Consider the following 21,528-nt stretch of genomic DNA (forward strand, 5'->3'; position numbering starts at 1 on the left):
AAAAGGAGGTCAAGTATGTTTTCTAATATTGGAATCCCTGGTTTGGTTATTATTTTAGTCATTGCCTTAATAATTTTTGGACCGTCTAAGCTGCCGGAAGTTGGACGAGCGTTTGGACGAACATTAACTGAATTTAAAGGAGCAGCAAAAGGGCTCGTATCAGATGATGAAAGTGTGAAAGAAAAGCAAACCGCAACCGTTTCTGAACAAAAAGAGAATGAATCTACATTGTAAGTAAGGAAATAGACGAGGAAACTCGTCTATTTCTACTTGTCAGAAAGGAGAGAAATACAATGGGAGAAATGAGCTTGATGGAGCACCTTGAAGAATTGCGTGTTCGTATCATTAAAACACTTTGTGCATTTGTAGTTTTACTTATTGTCAGTTTTGTATTTGTACAAGATATTTATCAGTGGCTAGTGAAAGATTTGGACGGCAAGCTTGCGGTACTTGGACCAAGTGAAATCGTATGGATTTATATGGTGATTGCATTTGTTTTTGCGCTTGCTTTTACACTTCCAGTAGCTGCTTATCAAGTATTTCGGTTTGTTTCACCTGGGTTAAAAAAGGAAGAATATAAGGTTCTACTTACCTTCATTCCATTCTTTTTTCTTTTGTTTGTAAGCGGGTTGGGATTCGGTTATTTTGTTTTATTTCCAATGGTTTTAGCATTTTTAACGGGCTTGTCGAATAATCAGTTTTCACTGATGTTTACGGCGGAGCATTATTTTCGTTTTATGCTTAATCTTTGTTTACCGTTTGGGTTTTTATTTGAAATGCCTTTAGTTGTTCTATTCTTAACGCGCTTAGGGGTTCTAAACCCTTTAAGATTAGCTAAAGCAAGGAAGTTCTCTTATTTTGCTTTAATTGTGATATCTGTACTTATTACTCCTCCTGATTTTATTTCAGATATTTTAGTCATTGTCCCGCTTCTGCTTTTATATGAGATCAGTGTGACAATTTCACGCGTAGTATACAAAAAACGTTTAGGAAACGAATCAATTGCTTAATCGTATACATAAGTGTGATGAGAGAATTCATGAAATTGAAACAAAGTCCTTGTAAACAGAGTGTTTTAAACATTCTGGAGTAGGTTATAATAGAGTGAAAACTCTACAGCAAGGGGGAGAAGGCTTGAAAAAAGTATTACTGACGTTAACAATCGGTCTAGCGCTTGTTTTGTCCGCGTGCGGCGGAGGAAGCTCTAAAAATGAATCTGCTGGTGAATCTTCAGCGAGTGCAGAAGACATTGTGAAGAAAAACTGTACAGGCTGTCACGGAGTAGATTTAGGAGGAGCGAATGGACCAAGCTTGCAGCATGTAGGCAGCAAGCACTCAGAAGCTGAAATTGAAAACATTATTAACAATGGTCAAGGCGGCATGCCAAAAGGACTAATTAATGAAGAAGATGCAAAAAAAGTTGCTGCTTGGCTGGCAAAGAAAAAATAAGACGGATATCCGTCTTATTTTTGTGTTAAAGCTGCTTTAATTCTTGGTTTAAGACAATGGCTTGCTGTTGAGCTTTGACATCTTTTGCTATGTCTCCAGGTGCATTTGCTTCTCCAATGATGTATCCGCTAAAGGAAGAGCCAATAAAATCGACAATGTATTGAAATTGCATAATAAGAGGAAGAGCTTTTACAGATGCGCCTGTGCCCCCTACTACTAATACATACACCCGCTTATTTTTCATTTGTTCTTTAAAGTTGATTGTCGAATCTCTAAGACTTTCAGACCAACGATCCACAAAGTTCTTCATTAATCCGCTCATACCGTACCAGTAAAGAGGCGTAACAAATAAAATAGTGTCGTGCACTGCCATCTTTTTCGCTATATCATAATAATCATCTTGTTGATTGGTAAACCCAAGTTCATCGTGACGCATATCAGTAATGTGGTTAATGGTATGCCGGCGCAAGTAAACTTCTTCCGTATTGATATCTTTTAAGACTGCTTTAGCTAATTCCTCCGTATTTCCGTTTTCTCGTGAACTTCCATAAATGGTGATCATGTTATCCCTCCTCATCGTTTTTCTTATTTATCATACCTTGTTTGTAAAAAAAGTAGACATGAATGTGCTTTGTCTAACGATATTCGTAAAAAATGAACAGCAAAAAACAACAGAATTAAAAATAAGGATAAATTCTCATACCTTGCTAAAAATATCCTACTTATGTCATATTTGAAATAAAAATGTAATATTTTTGGGGCTTATTTTCACGAAGAGTGATGTTATAATGAGAAAGCGCGTGAGAAGAGTCGAATTTTTGGTTTGGATTGTAGAGTTTTGTCGTATTTTGACAAGTTTTACATAGTATTAAAATAACACACTTGATTAGGTGATTACTTATGATTGAAATGCAAAATGTATATAAAACGTATCCGAACGGTGTAAAAGCAATCAATGGCATTAGCATCAAGATTAATCAAGGTGAGTTTGCTTATATCGTAGGACCAAGTGGAGCAGGAAAATCCACTTTTATTAAAATGATGTATCGTGAAGAAAAGCCTTCTTCAGGAAATATCATTGTAAACGGTGCAAATGTAGCAAAAATAAAAGATAGCAGAGTTCCTATCTTTAGACGTCATATTGGTGTAGTCTTTCAAGATTTCAAGCTGCTTCCAAAATTAACGGTCTATGAAAACATTGCTTTTGCACTAGAAGTAATTGAGCAAAGTCCCGAAGAAATTAAAAAGCGAGTGCTAGAGGTGCTAGAGCTTGTTAAGTTAAAGGGTAAAATGGATTCTTTCCCTGATGAATTATCTGGAGGAGAGCAGCAGCGTGTGTCTATTGCGCGTTCAATTGTGAATAGTCCGAAGGTTGTCATCGCCGATGAACCGACAGGGAATCTTGATCCGGAGACTTCGTGGGAAATCATGGATATCTTTGAGGAGATTAATAAACGCGGTACGACTATTTTGATGGCAACGCATAACCGTGAAATTGTAAATACAATTCGAAAGCGCGTAATTGCGATTGAAAATGGAAATGTTGTGCGCGATGAAGTAAGAGGTGAATACGGATATGAAGGCTAGAACATTCGGGCGCCACTTACGTGAAGGATCTAAAAGTTTAGGAAGAAACGGCTGGATGACATTCGCATCTGCAAGTGCTGTTACCGTGACGCTCTTGCTTGTAGGCGTATTTTTTATGTTGATGATGAATTTAAACCACATTGCTAAATTGATTGAAAATGATGTGGAAATTCGTGTTCACGTTGATGCTGCAGCGACAGCAGATGATCGAAAAGCAATGAAAGAAAAGCTAGATGCAATTAAGCAAGTTGATACGGTGACGTTTTCTTCTAAAGATAAAGAGTTAAAAGATTTAATTAATAGTATGGGTGATGAAGGACAAGCTTTTGAACCGTTTGAACAGCAAAACCCATTAAATGATGTATTTGTTGTTAAAACAAAAGAGCCTACTGATGTCGCAAAAGTAGCTAAACAAATTGAGAAATATCCGTATGCAGCAAAAGTTCAATACGGACAAGATCAAGTTGAAAAGTTATTTAAAGTGCTGAAAGTAGCTCGTAATATTGGAGTAGTGCTGATTTTAGGGCTTCTATTTACAGCAATGTTCCTAATTTCAAATACAATTAAAATTACGATTGTAGCTCGCCGTGAAGAGATTGAAATTATGCGCTTAGTTGGAGCTACAAACTCCTTTATTCGCTGGCCGTTCTTTATTGAAGGTCTGTTTTTAGGGGTGCTTGGTTCTATTGTGCCAATTGCAGTTATTATCGGTGTGTACAGCGTTTTATATAATGAAGTTCAACCTAAGTTTGATGGATTCTTTGAACTTTTACCTGCCTTTCCATTCGTGCTTCAAGTGTCGCTATTATTACTAGTGATCGGCGGTCTAATTGGGATGTGGGGAAGTACATTATCCATCCGTAAGTTCTTACGAAAATAAGAATAGATTTTTAACATAGTAGATTACAACAACCTCACATTTGATGTTTATCAAATGTGAGGTTGTTGTGTAATTACAGATAAAAATAGAAAAAAGTGCTAATGGGGGTCTTGCTAATGCCCGTTTATACGGGGAAATATGTGCAGATGGGGAGAAACAAATGACACGTAAGACATTAGTAATGACAGCAGCAGTTTTAGTTGGACTAAGTGCGGCTTGGATAGGTAATGAAAAAATTGCTTATGCACAAAGTGCCAGCACTACTAAACTCAGTGATTTAGAGAAAAAAAGTGATGATGTGAACCAAAATATTAATCAAAATAAAGAGAAATTAAAAGAGGTTCAAGAAAAGCAAAAAAACGAAGAAGCTGAGATTGCGCGCTTGGATTCAGAGGTCGGACAAACGAATGCAGATATCCGCAGCCGTGAATCTGAAGTAGAAAAAGCAAAGCAAGACATCGAAAAGCTGAAAAGCGAGATTGACGTTGTAAAAAAACGAATTGAAAAACGAAATGAGCTATTAAAAAAACGTGCTCGTGCTTTACAAGAAAACGGCGGGTCTGTGGATTACATAGATGTACTGCTAGGCTCTGAAAGCTTCGGAGACTTTATTAGCAGAGTGAGTGCGGTTTCGACAATTGTAGGGGCTGACCGTGATTTGTTAATGCAGCATGAAGCCGATAAAAAGGCAAAAGAAGAGAAAGAAACAAAAGTTCAAAACAAGCTAACGGAAGTAAATCAAGCGCTTGAAGAACTTAAAAATCTTCGTGCGCAGCTGCAAAAACAAGTGGATGAAAAGAATCAGCTCATGCAAACGCTCAAAGATCAGGAAAAAGAATTTAATGAAGAAGCCGTTGGATTAGAAGAGCAAGCTTCTATTTTAGCTGATCAAAAAAATGCAGCACAAGCTCAACAGCAAGAAATTGAAACAGCCGGGGCAACAGAAGAGGCACCCCCTGTTACAAGCGGGTCGTTTATGAGGCCAGCAAAGGGCCCGGTAACATCTCATTTTGGGTATCGGGAAACGTTTGGAAGAGGACACTACGGTATTGATATTGGAAAGCGAGGAGAAAGTGTCCCAGTTGTAGCCGCAGCAAGCGGAAAGGTAATTAGAGCATATCATTCTTCTTCTTTTGGTAATGCCGTATTTATTCGTCACAATGTAGAAGGTCAGACGTGGGTTACAGTTTATGCTCATCTAGAGAGCTACAGCGTCTCAAGCGGTCAATCTATCAATAAAGGTCAACAATTAGGTTATATAGGGAACACAGGACGTTCGTTTGGTGCTCACTTGCATTTTGAATTGCATAAAGGCGATTGGAAAGGCAAAAGTTCCGCTGTAAACCCTGAAAGTTATATTAAATTTTAAGTTCCTAGCATACGTGGTACAAGCTCAACATATAGTTTAACAAAAAGGCATCGCACTTGATTTGTGTGGTGCCTTTTGCTACAAATAACACATGCATCCTTTTTATTACATAGTTTTGGTTGTATCTATTATAATAAGAAGAGATGGCTTAAGGTTGAGGAGGATGAAAGAACTTGAATCGGAAAATCGTTGCACTATTAATGGCACTCTCCTTAGTTGTTGGAGCAGCAGGTACATATTTTGGCATTCAGTATGCAAATGCTGGAACGGTCAGTACCCCCCTTACAACTTCTTCAAATGATAGTAAAGTGGAAAAGGAAGAGCTAGACAAAATCAAGCAAGCTTATGAACTGATATCTTCAAAATATTACAAAGATGTAGATGACAAAAAATTATTAGATGGCGCAATCCAAGGGATGGTACAAACCTTAGGAGACCCTCACTCATCTTACATGGATAAGAAAACGGCACAGCAATTCACGCAGTCTCTTGATTCATCGTTTGAGGGAATTGGCGCTGAAGTAAGCATGGTAGATGGAAAAGTAACAATTGTAGCTCCGTTTAAACAATCTCCTGCGGAAAAAGCAGGATTAAAACCAAATGATCAGATTTTAAAGATCGATGGTAAAAGTATCGCGGGTCTGGAATTGAATGAAGCAGTATTAAAAATTCGCGGTAAAAAAGGCTCTACCGTGACATTAGATGTTCAACGACCGGGCGTGAAAGAAACGATGAAAGTAAAAGTTGTAAGAGATGAGATTCCAATTGAAACCGTCTATTCTTCTGTTAAAAATGTAAACAATAAAAAAATTGGATACATGGAAATTACGTCATTCTCTGAATCAACGGGAGACGAATTTACGAAACAGTTGAAAAAACTTGAAAATAAAAATATTGATGGCTTAGTTCTAGACGTTCGGGGAAATCCTGGTGGCTATTTAACGAGCGTTGAAAAAATGCTTGATAAATTAGTAACGAATAAAAAGCCATATATTCAGATTGAAGATCGTAACGGTGAACGTCAAAAAGTGGTTTCTTCAATGAAAAAGCAAAAGGATTATCCAATTGTGGCCTTGATTGATGGAGGGAGTGCATCCGCTTCTGAAATTCTTGCCGGGGCATTAAAAGAAGCAGGAGGATACAAGCTAGTCGGTGAAAAATCCTATGGAAAAGGAACCGTTCAACAAGCTGTTCCAATGGAAGACGGCAGTAATTTAAAATTAACGTTCTATAAATGGCTAACGCCTGATGGAAACTGGATTAACGAAAAAGGTATAAAACCAACGGTAGAAGTCAAGCAGCCGGATTATTATTATGCAAATCCAATTCAAGTTGATAAAAAGCCATTAACACGTGATATGACAGGTGACCAAGTGAAGAATGCTCAAGTGATGCTAAAAGGCCTTGGCTTTGAACCTGGACGTACAGACGGATATTTTAGTAAAGAGACAGAAACAGCTGTAACTGCATTCCAAAAAGCCAATAAGCAAAAAGCTACAGGTGAAATCGATGAAGATACAGCAGCGCTTTTACAAACAAAACTTCTAGAAAAAATTAAATCAAAAGATGAAGATCGTCAGCTTCAAACGGCTTTAAAGCTAGCTAGTCAATAAGAAGTAGAAAAAGTTCCGTGCTTTTCCAAAGCACGGAACTTTTTTAGTAAAAACAACATTGTCGGTTAGTGATGCATTTTGATAAAATAAAGAAGCCTATGATACATAACAATCAATCGTAAATGTTGTAATAAAAATGTGAAAAATACAGGTGGTGAAAAAATGGATTTTGCATTAGAGCTCTTAAAAGGTATCGGGCGTTTGTTTTTACATCCGTTAACTTATCTATTTCTGCTCGTCTCGTTTTTTGTAGGTCTTTCTCGCGTCAAGAGAGAGCGTCAGAATTTTCATGTTCGCGTGTTTGATTTTATTTTAGAAGCAAAATATTTATTTTTTCCAGGTATCATTATTGGGTTGATTTTATCCGTTGTTACCGTGTTGCTAGGTGTCTATGTATCTATAGGAATGATTGTACTTGTAGCTGTTTTAACTTTTATCATAAGCGGTCCGTGGACGTTTAAATGGCTTTCTCCTTCTTACACCGTAGGACTGGCTGTGCTTGCAACCTTGCTTATTCCGGCATCTGGTTTCGGTGAAGGATTTATTCAAACGTGGTCTGTGCAAGCTCATAACGCAGATTTACCTTCTCTGACTATTTTAATGTCTCTGCTTGTATTAGCAGAAGGATATTTAATTTGGAAATTTGGAGCAAAAGGTACGTCTCCAGCCATTGTGAAAAGTAAAAGAGGGCAGGAAATTGGAGCTCATTACTCTCAAAAATTATGGGTTGTCCCGCTTTTTGTCTTAATTCCAGGCAGCGCCATTACGTCTGTGTTTCCATGGTGGCCTGTGTTATCTATTGATGGAACATCATTTAGCCTGTTTTTTGTTCCTTTTGCTATCGGTTTTTATCAGCGAATTCAAAGTATGGTGCCGTTTAAATCTATTGAATTTACTGGTAAGCGTGTATTAGCATTAGGCGTGGGATTAACGATCATTACGATTGCTGCTATTTTTTATCCTCTTGCCGCTGTAGCTGTTGTTATTCTAGCGATCATAGGAAGAGAGTGGATTCGTTTGCAGCAGCGTCGAAGCGATGAAAAAGCGCCCGCACTATTTACTAAGCGTACACAAGGTTTGGTTGTATTAGGAATCATCCCTCATTCTCCGGCAGAGAAAATGGGTTTGAAAGTAGGAGAAGTGATTATTAAGGTAAATGGAATCGCTGTATCTGAAGTCCATAAATTTTATGAAGCATTACAAGTTAATAACCGTGCTTTTTGTAAGCTAGAAGTTATTGACGAAAATGGAGAAGTTCGCTTTACTCAGCGAGCATTGTATGACAACGAACATCATGAACTAGGTATTTTGTTTGTACACAATTATACAAAACGTGATTCACAAGCTGGTTAAAAGACGGATAAAAAGGAGAAATGTTTGTGGAAGTCAAAACGATTGCCGCAGTTTTTCTACCCGCCATATTGCTTCTTCTGTTTGCTAGAGTAACATATAACTTATATGTTGCCACAGCGCTGACGCTTTTGTTGATAGCTGTTTCTGTATATAAAGGGTACGCAGATTATCCGCTTATTATTTTAATAGATTTACTTTCAGCAGCCATCGGTTTTATATATGCAAAAAGCATGCTAGCAGCTGGAAAATAAAGATTGTTGGTTTGATGATAAGTTAATCGCTTATTATTAAACTGTACACAAAAGCTCTCTACACAACGTGGAGAGCTTTTGTGTGTAAAAAAGTGAGTTAGAACTTATAACAATATTGTTTCGGTTCATTTAATGAGCGAGTATAATCAAATTAATTAGACAAATATGTTTATGAATAAAACATTTTAAACACTTATGTATAAATTTATTTAAATAAGTGTACAGAAATGTGAGAAGGGTATAGAAAAATAAAATTATTAATCTGAAAATTTAGTTTATTTTTAATTTTAAAAAATAAAAGGAGGTTTAGGATTGATGGAAGTATTAATGAGAACGATGTTTCAATCGCTTGGCAAAAATCATTCAATGAACAAATTAGCTAAAAAGTATGGATTGAGGATGGGGGCAGCTCGTTTTGTTGCTGGAGACTCAACCGAATCAGCAATTCAAACATCTAAGGAGCTTAACAATAGTGGAAAAGTTGTTACACTTGATCATTTAGGAGAATTTGTTTTTACAGAAGAGGAAGCTAGGTTGTCTACTACCATGTGCATTCAGACACTAGAAGCCATTGCAGAATCGGGCGTTCAATCAAATTTATCATTAAAGATGACTTCTTTAGGAGTGGATATTAGCAAAGAGCTTTGTATGGAAAATATGCGCAGAATTCTACACACGGCCAGAATGAATAATATTTTTGTTCGAATTGATATGGAAGACTACTTGCACTGCCAAATCTCCCTTGATATGTATAAAGAATTACGCAAAGAATTTGATAATGTTGGAATTGTGATTCAAGCGTATCTTTATCGTACAGAACAAGATATGAATGACTTACATCAATATCAAGCTAATTTACGTCTAGTAAAAGGAGCTTATAAAGAATCACCAGAAGTATCATTTCCAGAAAAGAAAGACGTAGATGAAAACTATAAAAAAATCATTAAAATGCATTTATTAAATGGTCACTATACAGCTGTAGCAAGTCATGATGAAGAAATGATTCAGTACACAAAACGATTAGTAAGAGAAAATGGTATTTCACATGACCAATTTGAGTTCCAAATGCTTTATGGAATTTGCGTAGAGCTGCAGGACCGTCTAGTAAAAGAAGGATATAAAGTCAGGGTTTATGTTCCTTACGGCATTGATTGGTTTGGGTATTTCATGAGACGCCTAGCTGAGCGTCCCGCCAACGTATGGTTCGTGCTGAAAAACTTCGCGAAATAAATTTCTAATTAAAGGGGACTGGTTGAAATGACAGTAAGTACAAAAATCTCAGTTTTTAAAAATGAACCGTTTACTGATTTTTCGTTAGAAGAGAATAAACAAGCGATGCAAGCGGCGTTAATGAAAGTGAAAAAAGAACTGGGACAAACATATCCTCTCACGATTGGAAAGGATAAAATCTCAACAGAAGAAGTGATTGTCTCTACGAACCCGGGAAAAGTAGATGAAGTGATTGGCAGAGTAAGCCGTGGCACTAAAGCTTATGCTGAGCAGGCAATGCAAGAAGCATCAGCAGCATTTCAATCATGGAAGAATGTCTCGCCTGCTGAACGTGCTGATTATTTATTCAAAGCAGCAGATCTGATGAGAAAAAGAAAGTATGAATTTTCTGCCATGCTCGTTTATGAAGTGGGGAAAAACTGGGCAGAAGCTGATGCGGATACCGCGGAAGCTATTGACTTTATGGAATTTTATGCGCGAGAAATGATTCGTTTAAGGGAAACGAATGAGCATCGGCCTTTAACGCCAGTAGAAGGTGAAACAACAGAGATGACGTATATTCCTTTAGGCGTAGGAGTAGTCATTTCACCTTTTAATTTTCCCCTTGCCATCATGGCTGGAACGACTGTAGCTGGAATTGTATCTGGAAATGCAGTTATTTTAAAGCCAGCTGATTCTGCACCGGTTATTGCTGCGAAATTTGTTCAGTTGATGGAGGAAGTCGGTCTTCCGTCTGGTGTTCTGAATTTTATCCCTGGAGATGGCATAGAAGTTGGAGAATATTTAGTCGAACATCCTCAAACTCGTTTTATTTCTTTTACGGGATCAAGAGAAGTAGGATGTCGCATTTATGAACGTGCTTCAAAAGTGCAGTCTGGACAAATTTGGCTGAAACGCGTCATAGCTGAAATGGGAGGAAAAGATGGCGTTGTAGTAGATGAAACGGCAGACTTAGACGCGGCAGCGCAAGCGATCGTAGCATCTGCGTTTGGATTTCAAGGCCAAAAGTGTTCCGCTGGCTCTCGAGCGATTATTGTAGAATCTGTTTATGAAGAGGTTGCCCAAAAGGTAGCCGCATTAACAAAAGAATTAACCGTCGGACTGCCTGAAGACAACCCTTCTATGGGACCTGTTATTGATCAAAAAGCGTATGAAAAAGTATTAGCCTACATTGAAATTGGCAAAGAAGAAGGAAAGCTTATTGCCGGGGGAGCTAAAGCTCCCGGAAATGGCTACTATATAGAACCTACAGTATTCAAAGATGTGGATTCAAAAGCACGAATTATGCAAGAAGAGATTTTTGGACCGGTCCTTGCGTTGACAAAAGCAGCTAACTGGGAAGAAGCCATTGAGATTTACAATGAAACTGATTACGGTTTGACGGGAGCCTTTTTCTCTGAAAGCGAAGAGAGAATTCAAAGGGCGTTAGCTACCATGCACTGCGGTAACTTATATATTAACAAAAAATGTACAGGAGCATTAGTTGGCGTTCATCCTTTTGGCGGTTTTAATATGTCCGGAACGGACTCGAAAGCCGGAGGGTATGATTATCTTCTATTATTTACACAAGGGAAGATGACAGCGAGAAAACAGAAATAAGTTCAGTCTATAGGAAATCAAAAAATTCGACACGAAGCATCTTTAGCTTCGTGTCGAATTTTTTGATTAGTTTAGTCCGTATTCTTTGATTTTGTTGTAAAGGGTGCCGCGTGAAATGCCAAGCAGATCTGCTGCTGCACTTTTGTTTCCATAGGTTTTTTGAAGAGTCTCTTCTATTAGCCTAGCTTCTTGAAGAGAATCTTCTTCTTTTTGAACTTCTGTGAAAGAACTTGCATCCTTCAGATTGTCAGGAAGGTGCGTAAGGGTAATCAACGACTGATCACTTAGAAAAATCATTCGTTCAATCGTATTTCTCAGCTCGCGAATATTGCCTGGCCAATCGTATTGCATAAAGGCTTCGAGAACTTCAGAGCTAATGAAAGGAGCCTTCTTTTTATACTTCTTGCTGAATTCCTGTACAAATTGCTGTGTTAATGCTTCGATGTCTTCTTTATGGTCTCGAAGCGGCGGAATAATAATGTTGATGACGGTCAGTAAATAGTAAAGATTTTCATGGAATTCACCGGCTTTTAGCAACTCTTCCAAAGGCGTCGTGGTAGAGGCTACAATTCGGGTTTGAACTTGAATTTCTTCCGTGCCTCCAACGTGATAAAAGGATCGTTCTTCCAAGTAACGGAGAAACTTAACTTGAATTTCAAGAGGCATTTTATCAATTTCTTCAATAAATAACGTCCCGTTGTGAGCCTGCTCCAGTTTTCCCGCAATGGTAGTTGGATCTTCTGAAAAGACATCTTTTTGATGACCAAAGAGCTCAATTTCCAGGAGTCCCGATGGAATAGTGGCGCAATTTAAAGATAAAAAAGGTTCTTTATGTTTGGATCCACCGTAGTGGATAGCCTGAGCCAGCATTTCTTTCCCAGAACCAGGTTCTCCCGTTAATAAAATAGGCATATCTGTAGATGCCACTTTTTTGGCAATGTCAACGGCTTGCTTAATTTCAGGACTGATACCCGCGAAAGAAGAAAATGGATTATCTTTTGGGATGAGAAGAGACACATCAATTTCTTCATTTAATCTTACAATATTGGTAATGTCATGTTCAGTTGCGACTCCACCTATGACTCGATTGTTTCTTATAATAGGAGATGCATTGATGAGCACGTGAGTTTGTTCATTAGGACGATGATACGTTCCGCGTACAGGGCGCCCTTCATTTAGAATCGTATGTAGAATGATGGATTCATCTTTGAAATGCTCTCCGATTTTTCTACCCATAATATCATCTCTCTGAATCTTATACGTATGTTCCGCAGCAGTATTCCACAAGATTACATTTCCTTCATTATCGACGGCTGTCACTGCATCATTAATGGTTTCTGCCAATGTATCAAAATAGGAAGCTAATATCTCATTTTGGCTATGCAAATGTGTAATCCACTGTGAAGGTGTTACAAGTCCTATTGTGGTTTCTTGGTTTTCTGCTTGAATGAGGACTGGTCTGTTCCAGTTTGTGTTGGCTTGTAAATTGGCTAACGTAGAAGTAGAAGATGAAGGCCAATTTGTATCCGCTATTACTTTTTTTATGGACGATGCCTCGTCATGACCTGTTAACAGGTATCGTTCATCTTTTTGTATTACATAAAAGGTACTTGCTGTGACTATAACGAAGTCATAGTTTGAAAGTTCAGATTTCACTTTAGCTAAAGAAGTTGATTCTTCAACTGTTATAAAGGAGTTATTTATAAGAACTTGATCAACGCTTGCCATACTAAACCCCTCTCAGTACATATTTTTTATACTGTATCATAATTTAGAAATTGGCGCAAAAGCCTATCTCTTTCAAACAATTATGCAGCTTACTTTCTTTTATTGCTTTCATCTAAAGAGTTGTATTCCCTTCGAAAAGGGTAGTATAAGAATTTAGTGGGTAATAAAGTAACAGGGTAAAAAATAAAAACAAACAAACACTATATAAGATTAATACTCATTAGTTTCATTTATGATTATAAAGTGATAAAATACGAATATCAGTTCGTGTTTTCGGTTTTTACATATCGTAATAAAAATAGATAAAACAAGAAAATGGAAACGGAGGCCTTCATTTGAAAGATCAGTTTGAATTAGTATCCCCATATCAACCGCAAGGTGATCAGCCAAAGGCAATTGAAAAGATCGTGAAAGGAATTAAAGAAGGTAAGCAGCATCAAGTTTTGCTAGGTGCTACAGGAACGGGAAAAACCTTCACCATGTCTAATGTTATTAAGGAAATAAATAAGCCGACACTAATTATGGCTCATAACAAAACGCTTGCTGGTCAATTGTACAGTGAGTTTAAAGAGTTTTTTCCTAATAATGCAGTTGAATACTTTGTCAGTTACTACGATTACTATCAGCCTGAAGCCTATGTACCTCAAACAGATACATTTATTGAAAAAGATGCAAGCATTAATGATGAAATTGATAAACTTCGTCACTCGGCAACTTCTTCTCTCTTTGAACGAAAAGATGTCATTATTATTGCCAGCGTGTCCTGTATTTATGGTTTAGGTTCTCCGGAAGAATACAAAGAAATGGTCGTATCTCTTCGAGTAGGAATGGAAAAAGAGCGTAATCAGCTGCTTCGTACGCTAGTGGATGTACAGTACGAAAGAAATGATATTGACTTTAAGCGCGGAACGTTTCGCGTTCGCGGTGATGTTGTGGAGATTTTTCCTGTATCTCGAGATGAACACTGTATTCGCGTTGAGTTTTTCGGCGATGAAATTGACCGCATTCGAGAAGTTGACGCTCTAACAGGAGAAATTATTGGAGATCGTGAACATGTAGCTATCTTCCCGGCATCTCACTTTGTCACGAGAGAAGAAAAAATGCGTGTTGCCATTCAAAATATTGAAAAAGAACTAGAAGAACAGCTAGAGAAGCTAAAAGAAGCAGGAAAGCTTTTAGAAGCGCAGCGCTTGGAGCAGCGCACGCGCTACGACCTAGAAATGATGAGAGAAATGGGCTTTTGTTCGGGAATCGAGAACTACTCTCGTCATTTAACGCTTCGTCCCGCTGGTTCTACACCTTATACACTGCTGGACTTCTTCCCGGAAGATTTCCTTCTTGTTGTGGATGAATCACACGTTACGATTCCTCAAGTTAGAGGAATGTACAATGGAGACCAAGCGCGTAAACAAGTGTTAGTAGACCATGGTTTCCGCTTGCCGTCCGCATTAGATAACCGCCCGCTTAAATTTGATGAATTTGAACAGCATATTAACCAAATTGTTCATGTTTCTGCAACACCAGGTCCTTACGAACTTGAGAAGGCACCTGATGTAATTGAACAAATTATCCGTCCAACGGGATTATTGGATCCAAATATCGAAGTTCGACCAATTGAAGGACAGATTGATGATTTAATTGGAGAAATTCACGACCGGATTAAGCGAAATGAACGAGTGCTCGTTACGACGTTAACAAAGAAAATGTCTGAGGATTTAACGAACTACTTAAAAGAAATTGGCATTAAAGTTCAATATCTTCACTCTGAGGTGAAGACGCTCGAGCGTATTGAAATTATCCGAGAGCTGCGGCTTGGAAAATATGATGTGCTCGTAGGAATTAACTTACTTCGTGAAGGTTTAGATATTCCGGAAGTTTCGTTAGTAACCATATTAGATGCGGATAAAGAAGGATTCTTGCGTTCAGAACGATCGCTTATTCAAACCATCGGACGTGCTGCGCGAAATGCTAATGGACATGTCATTATGTATGCAGATCGCATCACAAACTCCATGGATATTGCTATCAATGAGACCAAGCGTCGTAGAAGTATTCAAGAAGCTTACAATGAAGAGCATGGTATTACACCGACAACGATTCAAAAAGAAGTTCGAGGCTCAATTCGTGCAACAGTAGTAGCAGAAGATACAGAAACGTATGAAGAAGCACCGGCATTTGATAAGCTCAACAAAAAAGAAAAAGCAAAGCTCGTAGAAGAAATGGAACAAGAAATGAAAGAAGCAGCCAAAGCGCTTAACTTTGAACGCGCAGCTGAGCTTCGTGACTTGATTCTAGAATTAAAAGCGGAAGGGTGATAAAACATGGCGATGGAAAAAATCGTGGTAAAAGGTGCACGAGCCCACAATTTGAAAAATATCGATATTGAAATCCCGCGAGACAAATTAGTGGTATTAACAGGGTTATCAGGTTCTGGTAAATCTTCTTTGGCTTTCGATACAATCTATGCAGAAGGACAAAGACGTTATGTCGAGTCGCTTTCGGCATATGCAAGACAGTTTTTAGGTCAAATGGATAAGCCCGATGTAGATTCAATCGAAGGATTGTCGCCTGCTATTTCAATCGATCAAAAAACAACGAGCCGAAACCCTCGTTCAACCGTCGGAACTGTGACCGAAATCTATGACTATTTGCGTCTTTTGTTTGCTCGTGTAGGAAAGCCGATTTGTCCTAATCATGGAATTGAAATTACATCTCAAACGATTGAGCAAATGGTAGATAGAATTTTAGAGTACCCTGAACGCACAAAACTTCAAGTACTGGCACCTGTGGTATCTGGACGAAAAGGTACCCACGTAAAAGTGTTAGAAGATATTAAAAAGGAAGGGTACGTTCGCATTCGAGTAGACGGAGAAATGCGTGAAATAACAGAAGAAATTGAACTGGAAAAAAACAAAAAGCATTCCATTGAAGTAGTGATTGATCGCGTTGTTGTAAAAGAAGGTGTAGCCGCTCGTTTGTCGGACTCTTTGGAATCAGCTCTTCGCCTTGGAGAAGGGAAAGTAATTATTGATGTGATAGGTGAAGAAGAACTGCTTTTTAGTGAGCATCATGCTTGTCCAAAATGTGGTTTCTCCATTGGAGAACTTGAGCCCCGCATGTTTTCATTTAATAGTCCGTACGGGGCGTGTCCAACGTGTGACGGGTTAGGAACGAAATTGGAAGTGGATAAAGATTTAGTTATTCCTAACTATGACTTAACGCTTCATCAGCACGCAATTGCACCTTGGGAGCCAACAAGTTCTCAATACTATCCGCAGCTGCTTGAAGCCGTATGTACACATTACGGCATCGATATGGATGTGCCGGTTCGAGATATCCCGGAACATTTATTTGATAAAGTATTATATGGCAGCGGTAAAGAAAAAATTTACTTTCGCTATGAAAATGATTTTGGCCAAGTAAGAGAAAATCATATCGAATTTGAAGGCGTGCTTCGGAACGTAGAGCGCCGTTATCATGAAACAAGTTCAGATTATATCCGTGAGCAAATGGAAAAGTACATGGCTCAGCAAGCTTGTCCAAAATGTAAAGGAAATCGTTTAAAACGCGAAAGCTTAGCGGTGCTTATTGACGAAAAGCATATAGGAGATACAACCCGCTTCTCAGTAAAAGAAGCATATGATTTTTTTGAAAGTCTCAGCCTATCTGAAAAAGACATGAAGATTGCAGATATGATACTGCGTGAAATTCGTGAGCGTCTAAGCTTTCTCATTAACGTGGGGCTTGATTACTTAACATTAAACCGTTCTGCTGGAACTCTCTCAGGAGGAGAAGCACAGCGGATCCGTTTAGCTACTCAAATTGGTTCTCGTTTGACGGGGGTTCTTTATATTTTAGATGAACCTTCTATCGGTCTTCATCAGCGTGACAATGATCGCTTAATTCGCACGATGCAAGATATGCGCGATATTGGAAATACGTTGATTGTTGTAGAACATGACGAAGATACGATGATGGCAGCTGATTATTTAATTGATATCGGACCAGGAGCCGGCGTACACGGGGGGGCTGTTGTTTCTCAAGGCACGCCTCAGGAAGTGATGGAAGATGAAAACTCTTTAACGGGTCAATATCTATCAGGAGAGAAGTTTATTCCTCTTCCAGCGGAAAGACGGTCAATAGATAAAGATCGGATGATTGAAATTATAGGAGCAAAAGAGAACAATTTAAAAAACGTAAAAGCAAAGCTTCCGTTAGGTATGTTCACGGCTGTTACAGGTGTATCTGGATCAGGTAAGAGTACGCTCGTAAATGATATCCTTCATAAATCATTGGCGCAAAAGCTGCATAAAGCAAAAAGCAAAGCAGGAGAACATAAAGAAATCAAAGGTATTGAACACTTAGATAAAGTCATTGATATTGATCAGTCTCCCATAGGCCGTACGCCTCGTTCGAACCCTGCAACGTATACAGGTGTATTCGATGACATTCGAGATGTATTTGCCCAAACAAACGAAGCAAAGGTGCGCGGATATAAAAAAGGCCGTTTTAGCTTTAACGTGAAAGGCGGCCGCTGTGAAGCTTGTCGAGGAGACGGTATTATCAAAATTGAAATGCATTTCTTGCCAGATGTATACGTCCCTTGTGAAGTCTGCCACGGCAAACGATATAACCGTGAAACTTTAGAAGTGAAATACAAAGATCAAAACATTTCAGATGTGTTGGATATGACAGTTGAAGATGCGCTTCACTTCTTTGAAAACATTCCAAAGATTAAGCGGAAGCTGCAGACAATTTACGATGTAGGACTTGGCTATATCACGCTTGGACAGCCGGCTACTACTTTATCCGGTGGAGAGGCACAGCGTGTAAAGTTAGCTTCAGAGCTTCACCGCCGCTCAACAGGAAGAACGCTGTACATTTTAGACGAACCGACTACCGGTCTTCATGTCGATGATATTGCACGATTATTAAAAGTGCTCCAGCGTTTAGTTGAAAATGGAGATACGGTTCTAGTGATCGAACATAATTTAGACGTTATCAAAGCTGCTGATTACCTTCTTGATTTAGGGCCTGAAGGTGGAGATAAAGGCGGACAAATTGTGGCTACGGGTACGCCAGAAGAAGTGGCAAAAGTAAAAGAATCCTATACGGGTCATTATTTGAAGCCAATTTTAGAACGTGACCGTAAGCGTATGGAGAAAAAAGTTGAAAAAGCAGAGGCATTAACTCGTTAAAAGACACCAGCATTGGTGTCTTTTTTATAAAGAATGAAACTTTTTAACTCATTAAAACGTAATACATGATATAAGGAGCTGATTATTATGGAAGGAAATCGCATACTATCTTCCTTAAATTATTTTAGCGTTTTCTTTGCACCATTTTTATTACCTATTATTATTTATTTTGTTGTTCATAACATAGAAGTAAAGAAACATGCAAAAACTGCATTTTTGTCACATTTATTACCTATCGCTACAGCGATCTTGTTCTTATTTTTCTTGCTTCCTGCTCTTACTGGCTCTAGTGGAACGGTATTTATTCTTTTAATTGTAGCTTTAGTTGTTGTTTCTTTAGTTAATGTTGTTGTGTTTGTATGGAATATTGTAAAAGGGATACAAATATTAAGCAGATAAAAGTTAAATGACTAAAACGTAAAGAGGAGATGGAACGTATGAGTGAAAAGCGCAAACAAATTTTACAGATGGTAGAAGAAGGGAAACTTAGCGTAGATGAGGCTTTAACTTTGCTAAATTCACTGGAAAAAGACTCAGCTAATGATTCTTCCTATGCTACGCCTGATAAAGCTGAGCTATCCCCTTATGTAGGAGGAAAACAGAAAAAAACGTACGCTTCTAAGTCATCTCAAAGCTCTTTAAAGGAAAAATTATTTACATTTGTAGATCAAACAGTAAAAAAAGTAAAAGAAGGAGATTTAGATTTTAACTTTGGTCCTTCGATTGACGTTCAGCACATCTTTCAACAATCAGAAGCATATATTCAAGAGATTGACGTAGATTTAGCAAATGGAAGCGTTCAACTCCGACCTTGGGGAAGTACAGAAGTACGAATAGAGTGTGAAGCTGCTATCTACAAAGTAGAGAATTCGGATGAAGCGCGCCGCACTTTCTTGCAGCATACGGCATTTTCCATCGAAAATGGCAAATTGCGCTTTGCAATTCAGCAAAAGCAAATGAAGGTGAAAGCGATTATTTATATTCCAGAAATGGAATATGAACGCGTCAAGCTCCGTATGTTTAATGGTTCAATCGATGGGGAAAGACTAAGCGTACGAGACCTGAAAGCCAAAACAGCTAATGGTACCATCCGCTTTTACGATGTGAACAGCCATTCTCTTGAAATGGAGACATCAAACGGGCATATGGAACTTTCTCGAATACTCGCTTCGAAATGTGAGCTTGAAACAATCAATGGAACGGTTAAATTTGATGGAGATACAAAAAAGATTGATGTTCAGACATTTAACGGAGATATTGATACGTATTTAAAAGGAGAGCGCATTGAAAAAGCATTTTTCAAAACGACTACAGGAAGCATTACGCTCTATACGCCGCCTCACCTCTCCGTTGATGGAGATTTGAAATCTAACTTTGGGAATTTTACGTGTACACTTCCTGAGATGGAAATAGTAGATGAGAAAAAAGAAACGGTGATAAAACAACTTCGTTTCAAAGCAAATGTCGCTTCGCCGAAAGGCTATAAATTGTTAGCTGAATCCAAAACGGGCTCAATTGTTATAAAATAGAAAACGCTTGTTTTAGTAAAAAAACAAAGGAGATGATTAACGTGCGAAAGTTGTATCGTTCGCGAACAAATCGCAAGCTTGCGGGTGTTATCGGCGGTATTTCTCAGTATATCGGAATAGATGCTTCACTACTCCGCGTATTGTTTATCATCAGTTTATTTTTTACAGTAGGTACTCCGGTCATTTTATATATGATTTTTGTGTTTTTAGTTCCAAATGAAGAAGGAGATTTCTAAAGATGTTATTGCGTGGAATCATTAGTATTTTAATCAATGCCCTCGTATTAATCGTAATTGCAGGTTATATCGACACTTTCCACTTGGAATCAGTCAGTGCAGCTATTATCGCCAGCTTGATTCTATCTGTTTTGAACGTGTTTGTTAAGCCAATTTTAATTTTACTTACCCTGCCGGTGACATTTCTTACGCTTGGGCTGTTTTTATTCGTCATTAATGCCATTACGCTGATGATTACACAAAGTGTTATGGGAGATTCTTTTAATATTGACGGGTTTGGTACAGCACTTTTAGCCTCAGTAATTATGTCGCTTTTAAATGCGCTTATTCAACGAGTGATTGTTGAACCGCTTCAAAATAGAAGATAACTTTCTTGCAATATTTAATTTTCTAAAAAAGATGGTAAGGCGATGCAGCCTATGCCATCTTTTTTTTCTTTTCTTTCTGTATTAATGATAAAATAAAATGGCTAGTAGAACCAAACGCGACATAAAAGCGAGAGTTGGATATACTGTAGACATGAACAGATATATGACTGTTCATAAAAGGAGGATGCACGGTGGTTAAAGTACGTACAAAAGACATCATTGAGAAATTTAAATTAGAGCTTATTAGCGGAGAAGAAGGAATCGACCGCCCTATTTCAACAAGTGATATTTCACGTCCAGGTATTGAAATGGCAGGTTATTTTACATATTACCCAGCAGAACGTATCCAGCTGTTAGGTAAAACAGAACTATCATTTTTTAAACAATTAGATGATGAACAAAAAAAAGTTCGAATGGAAAAGATGTGTACAGATATCACGCCGGCTATCATTGTTTCGCGCGAAATGGATGTACCGAAAGAACTTATCGAAGCTTCAGAGCGTGAATCAGTTCCTGTGCTGCGTTCAAGCTTTAAAACAACGCGACTTTCCAGCCATTTAACGAATTTTCTTGAAAGCCGGCTAGCACCTACTACTGCCATGCACGGCGTATTAGTTGATATATACGGAATTGGTGTATTAATCATGGGGAAAAGCGGCGTTGGTAAAAGTGAAACAGCTCTAGAGCTTGTTAAGAGGGGACATCGTCTAGTAGCCGATGACTGTGTGGAAATCCGTCAAGAAGATCAAGACACGCTTGTAGGAAATGCGCCTGGTTTAATCGAGCATTTGCTTGAAATTCGAGGACTAGGGATCATCAATGTGATGACGCTATTCGGCGCAGGAGCTGTACGAAGCTATAAGCGAATTTCACTTGTTATTCAGTTAGAGACATGGGATCAGCAGAAACATTATGATCGCCTTGGTTTAGAAGAAGATAAAATGAAAATTATTGATACGGACGTTACAAAAATTACATTGCCAGTACGTCCGGGACGAAACTTAGCTGTTATCATTGAAGTGGCGGCAATGAACTTCCGCTTAAAGCGTATGGGTATTAACGCAGCAGAACAATTTTCCGCACGTCTAACAGATGTAATTGAAGAAGGAGATCGTGAAGATTTATAAGAAAGGGTGTT

Annotated in this window: 20 protein-coding genes; 18 read left to right on the top strand and 2 right to left on the bottom strand. The window is 38.3% G+C overall.

Going from position 1 to position 21,528, the window contains the following annotated elements:
* Positions 1 to 15: 15 nt before the first annotated feature.
* The 3 genes from AC1D0Y_RS18160 (at position 16) to cccB (ending at position 1,449) form a co-directional block, all read left to right on the top strand.
* Positions 16 to 234, top strand: coding sequence for a twin-arginine translocase TatA/TatE family subunit (locus AC1D0Y_RS18160; protein WP_013059745.1), 219 nt, complete (start codon positions 16 to 18; stop codon positions 232 to 234).
* Between the two features lie 59 nt (positions 235 to 293).
* Positions 294 to 1,010, top strand: coding sequence for a twin-arginine translocase subunit TatC (gene tatC / locus AC1D0Y_RS18165; RefSeq protein WP_477707835.1), 717 nt, complete (start codon positions 294 to 296; stop codon positions 1,008 to 1,010).
* Between the two features lie 124 nt (positions 1,011 to 1,134).
* Complete coding sequence (gene cccB, locus AC1D0Y_RS18170; protein WP_013059743.1) at positions 1,135 to 1,449, top strand: cytochrome c551; 315 nt, start codon at positions 1,135 to 1,137, stop codon at positions 1,447 to 1,449.
* A gap of 25 nt (positions 1,450 to 1,474) precedes the next feature.
* Here the strand turns inward: cccB and AC1D0Y_RS18175 are convergent, their stop codons facing one another.
* Positions 1,475 to 2,011, bottom strand: a complete 537-nt coding sequence (locus AC1D0Y_RS18175) for a flavodoxin family protein (RefSeq protein ID WP_098249438.1) — start codon at positions 2,009 to 2,011, stop codon at positions 1,475 to 1,477.
* A gap of 338 nt (positions 2,012 to 2,349) precedes the next feature.
* Here AC1D0Y_RS18175 and ftsE point away from each other — a divergent pair, with 338 nt between their 5' ends.
* The 8 genes from ftsE (at position 2,350) to pruA (ending at position 11,331) form a co-directional block, all read left to right on the top strand.
* Positions 2,350 to 3,036: a cell division ATP-binding protein FtsE gene (gene ftsE, locus AC1D0Y_RS18180; RefSeq protein ID WP_013085414.1), complete on the top strand. Its 687-nt coding sequence runs from the start codon at positions 2,350 to 2,352 to the stop codon at positions 3,034 to 3,036.
* Positions 3,026 to 3,916 (top strand): permease-like cell division protein FtsX, encoded by an 891-nt coding sequence (ftsX, locus tag AC1D0Y_RS18185; protein ID WP_014457813.1) that lies wholly within the window; start codon positions 3,026 to 3,028, stop codon positions 3,914 to 3,916. Before ftsE ends, ftsX begins: the two co-directional genes overlap by 11 nt.
* A 160-nt stretch (positions 3,917 to 4,076) precedes the next feature.
* The gene (locus AC1D0Y_RS18190; RefSeq protein WP_098791949.1) at positions 4,077 to 5,285 is read left to right on the top strand and encodes a murein hydrolase activator EnvC family protein; all 1,209 of its coding nucleotides are present in this window, start codon (positions 4,077 to 4,079) and stop codon (positions 5,283 to 5,285) included.
* A 173-nt stretch (positions 5,286 to 5,458) separates the two neighbouring features.
* Complete coding sequence (locus AC1D0Y_RS18195; RefSeq protein WP_013059738.1) at positions 5,459 to 6,898, top strand: S41 family peptidase; 1,440 nt, start codon at positions 5,459 to 5,461, stop codon at positions 6,896 to 6,898.
* 162 nt (positions 6,899 to 7,060) lie between these two features.
* The gene (locus AC1D0Y_RS18200) at positions 7,061 to 8,251 is read left to right on the top strand and encodes a PDZ domain-containing protein (protein WP_025752562.1); all 1,191 of its coding nucleotides are present in this window, start codon (positions 7,061 to 7,063) and stop codon (positions 8,249 to 8,251) included.
* A 20-nt stretch (positions 8,252 to 8,271) separates the two neighbouring features.
* Positions 8,272 to 8,502: a DUF2198 family protein gene (locus AC1D0Y_RS18205; protein ID WP_063611554.1), complete on the top strand. Its 231-nt coding sequence runs from the start codon at positions 8,272 to 8,274 to the stop codon at positions 8,500 to 8,502.
* A 315-nt stretch (positions 8,503 to 8,817) separates the two neighbouring features.
* Complete coding sequence (locus AC1D0Y_RS18210; protein ID WP_477707849.1) at positions 8,818 to 9,732, top strand: proline dehydrogenase family protein; 915 nt, start codon at positions 8,818 to 8,820, stop codon at positions 9,730 to 9,732.
* Positions 9,733 to 9,759: 27 nt separating this feature from the next.
* Positions 9,760 to 11,331, top strand: coding sequence for an L-glutamate gamma-semialdehyde dehydrogenase (gene pruA / locus AC1D0Y_RS18215; RefSeq protein WP_253351951.1), 1,572 nt, complete (start codon positions 9,760 to 9,762; stop codon positions 11,329 to 11,331).
* A gap of 66 nt (positions 11,332 to 11,397) precedes the next feature.
* Here pruA and AC1D0Y_RS18220 read toward each other — a convergent pair whose 3' ends face one another.
* Complete coding sequence (locus AC1D0Y_RS18220; RefSeq protein ID WP_028409657.1) at positions 11,398 to 13,059, bottom strand: sigma-54 interaction domain-containing protein; 1,662 nt, start codon at positions 13,057 to 13,059, stop codon at positions 11,398 to 11,400.
* Between the two features lie 335 nt (positions 13,060 to 13,394).
* Here AC1D0Y_RS18220 and uvrB point away from each other — a divergent pair, with 335 nt between their 5' ends.
* The 7 genes from uvrB to hprK all read left to right on the top strand — a co-directional run bounded on the left by uvrB (position 13,395) and on the right by hprK (position 21,517).
* Entirely contained in the window at positions 13,395 to 15,374 is a 1,980-nt protein-coding gene (uvrB, locus tag AC1D0Y_RS18225) for an excinuclease ABC subunit UvrB (protein WP_013059732.1), read from the top strand.
* A gap of 6 nt (positions 15,375 to 15,380) precedes the next feature.
* Positions 15,381 to 18,257, top strand: coding sequence for an excinuclease ABC subunit UvrA (gene uvrA / locus AC1D0Y_RS18230; protein ID WP_028409656.1), 2,877 nt, complete (start codon positions 15,381 to 15,383; stop codon positions 18,255 to 18,257).
* A gap of 87 nt (positions 18,258 to 18,344) precedes the next feature.
* Positions 18,345 to 18,656: a hypothetical protein gene (locus AC1D0Y_RS18235; protein ID WP_013059730.1), complete on the top strand. Its 312-nt coding sequence runs from the start codon at positions 18,345 to 18,347 to the stop codon at positions 18,654 to 18,656.
* Positions 18,657 to 18,694: 38 nt separating this feature from the next.
* Entirely contained in the window at positions 18,695 to 19,786 is a 1,092-nt protein-coding gene (locus AC1D0Y_RS18240) for a DUF4097 family beta strand repeat-containing protein (RefSeq protein ID WP_028409655.1), read from the top strand.
* Between the two features lie 41 nt (positions 19,787 to 19,827).
* The gene (locus tag AC1D0Y_RS18245) at positions 19,828 to 20,022 is read left to right on the top strand and encodes a PspC domain-containing protein (protein WP_013059728.1); all 195 of its coding nucleotides are present in this window, start codon (positions 19,828 to 19,830) and stop codon (positions 20,020 to 20,022) included.
* A 2-nt stretch (positions 20,023 to 20,024) separates the two neighbouring features.
* The gene (locus AC1D0Y_RS18250; RefSeq protein ID WP_116516493.1) at positions 20,025 to 20,390 is read left to right on the top strand and encodes a phage holin family protein; all 366 of its coding nucleotides are present in this window, start codon (positions 20,025 to 20,027) and stop codon (positions 20,388 to 20,390) included.
* 191 nt (positions 20,391 to 20,581) lie between these two features.
* A complete protein-coding gene (hprK, locus tag AC1D0Y_RS18255; protein WP_013085404.1) occupies positions 20,582 to 21,517 on the top strand; it encodes an HPr(Ser) kinase/phosphatase in 936 nt (311 codons plus the stop codon).
* Positions 21,518 to 21,528: the final 11 nt, after the last annotated feature.

It is taken from the genome of Priestia sp. P1_B12_1, assembly GCF_056406695.1.